Origin of the sequence: Borrelia sp. A-FGy1, assembly GCF_014084025.1 — a bacterium.
Taxonomy (GTDB): Bacteria; Spirochaetota; Spirochaetia; order Borreliales; family Borreliaceae; genus Borrelia.
This window is the reverse complement of sequence record NZ_CP043707.1, coordinates 1-2,344: the sequence shown is the minus strand read 5'-3', so window position 1 is coordinate 2,344 and position 2,344 is coordinate 1. Positions and strand designations below refer to the sequence as shown.

The 2,344-nt window shown below is 31.1% G+C and carries 2 protein-coding genes and 1 pseudogene; 2 read left to right on the top strand and 1 reads right to left on the bottom strand.

The features are described from left to right. Positions 1-77 precede the first annotated feature (77 nt). Both F0310_RS05555 and F0310_RS05550 read left to right on the top strand, forming a co-directional pair. Positions 78-935 (top strand): hypothetical protein, encoded by an 858-nt coding sequence (locus F0310_RS05555; RefSeq protein ID WP_182117973.1) that lies wholly within the window; start codon positions 78-80, stop codon positions 933-935. Between the two features lie 135 nt (positions 936-1,070). Continuing rightward, a complete protein-coding gene (locus tag F0310_RS05550) occupies positions 1,071-1,976 on the top strand; it encodes an immunogenic protein P37 (protein ID WP_182117972.1) in 906 nt (301 codons plus the stop codon). A gap of 92 nt (positions 1,977-2,068) precedes the next feature. On the opposite strand, the pseudogene F0310_RS05545 reads toward F0310_RS05550, so the two are convergent. Next, positions 2,069-2,344 (bottom strand): annotated as a pseudogene (locus F0310_RS05545) (Bdr family repetitive protein); the annotation flags it as partial.

The window sequence follows — 2,344 nt, the reverse complement described above, 5'->3', positions numbered from 1 at the left end:
CATTAATTATTTTATAAATTATAAATGCAATATATTTTTTAATATAAGAATATCAGATTCTAAAGAGAAGTAATAAGATGAATTTAATTACTAAATTATTTATTCTAACTATTTTAGTTTCCAGTGTTATCTCTTGTAAATTATACAAGAAGATTACAGACAACGCCGATCAGGTTTTAGAAAAACTAAAAAACAATAATGAGTCTTTTAATACTTTAAAGAGTAGCAGCGGTGGCAGAAAGAGAAGTGGTCGTAAGCCTAGAAGTGCAGATAACACTTATATGGACCAAGATGCAGACAAAAAACCTTTGATGGCAGATATTCAAAATGATAATAGCAGCAGCTACCCTCAACAAGTTAATAATGACAATGACTCTAGGGAAGTTAAGCAAGCTAGAAACATTATGACGGAAATTGATTCTTCTAAAGAAGATTGCACTATAATAGACGAAGATTTAACAAAAGTAAAAGCAAACCTTGATAAGATAAAAAGCTTACTTAATATAGCTAAATCTTATTTAGAGCAGGCTAGAAAAGCAAGCTCTAGTAAGGCTAACTTAGCCTCATTGCCTAAACTTGATCAAGCAATTAAAAATGCTAAGAGTAGTCATGCTTCTGCTGATACTCATTACAATGATGCTATTGCTGCTTTAGCAAGAGCTAAGGATAGTTTTGAGTATGCACAAAGAAAAGCAGATCAGGCTTTAGAAGAGGCATTAAGTAATAGCAATGCTTCAAGGCATGAGAGCTACTACTATTCTCTCTACAACCAATTTATGGCTGATGCTAAAGATGCAATGAGCAGTGCTAAAAGTTTCCTAGAGACTACCAAGAATAAACAAGAAGAACTTAATGACAAGATACCTCAAGCAAATGAAGACCTTGAAAAGCTAAATAAAGCATATGAAGCTGCTTTGAAAAGTGTAGAATCTTAGACAGTGTTGTTTTAAAAAAGACAAAAGTCCTATGCTATAGCTTAACATATAAATCATATTCTTGATTACTACTATAAATGTGATACAATAATATTGTGTTCTAATACTACTCTATTTTTGCATAAAGTTAGCACAATGAATTTAATGATTAAAGTGTTATTGATATCCAGTTTATTTTCTAGCTTTATCTCTTGTAAGCTATATGAGGCTATAGACAAATCTCAGCAGGCATTAGCTAATAATAAATCTCTTCTAGAAGGCAACAAAAGAAGTAGTCGTAAAGCTAGAAGTATTAGTTATGCAGAAGTAGGTAATCAAGAACAAAATAATGAAAATAGAAGTAACAAAAAAGAAGTAAAAGATAGTGAAAAAGGCAATAATTCAAGTATACAAAAAGATAATATTGTAAAAACAAATCCTTCCGTTACTAGTTATGATAGTGAAAAATATACTAATAGACAACCTCAACAAGTTAATATTGCCCCTAATGACTCTAATGAATCTAAGAAAGCTAAAAACATTATACAAGAAATTTCTACCTCTTTAGAAGAAGTTGAAAAAATAACTGCAGCTTTAGAAACAACAAGATCAGAACTTAATAAAATAAAAAGTACACTTGATGATGCTCGTTCTTATTTAAATACTGCTAGATCTGGAACTAATAAAGCTGACCCAGCCTTATTGCCTAACCTTGATCAAGCAATCAGCAAAGTTAATAGCAGCTATGCTTCTGCTAACTCCAATTATTCAGATGCAATAGGTGCTTTAAAAAATGCTAAGAACGATTTTGAGTATGCAAATAGAAAAGCAGAAGATGCTTTACAAGAAGCTATGATTAATAGCAATGCTGTAGGCTACCAACATGCTCGCTACTACAATTATATGTCTGATGCTAAAGATGCAATGGGCAGAGCTAAAGTTAGCCTCGAGACTACTAAGCATAAACAAAAATGTCTTAATTCCAATATGCCTAAGGCAAATGCAGATTTTGAAGAGTTAAATGAAGCACATGAAGCTGCTTTAAGAAGTACAGAATCTTAGCAGTAGGTTGTAAAAATAAAAGCTTACTCTATAGAAAAAAGAAAAATATATTTACTAAAAATAGTTATCCTAATAAGAAGACTTACTAATTTCTATTTTTGCAGTAAGTATAAAAACATTCCTATTATTGATGGAATAAATATTCCTAATATCCAATAAAATGGATATATCAAGCTTTTAGTATATTTATTACTTTCGCTTATTGAGTCCTTAAGCATCTCCATAAGCTCTTTATGATTTGTATTTACCTTTTCATCTAACTTGCCTATTCTTTCATCTAGCTTCCCTATTTCACCCTTAAGCTCACTTCTTACTGTCTTTATCTCTGCAGAAAGCTCACTTCTTACTCCCTTTATCTCTGCAGAAAG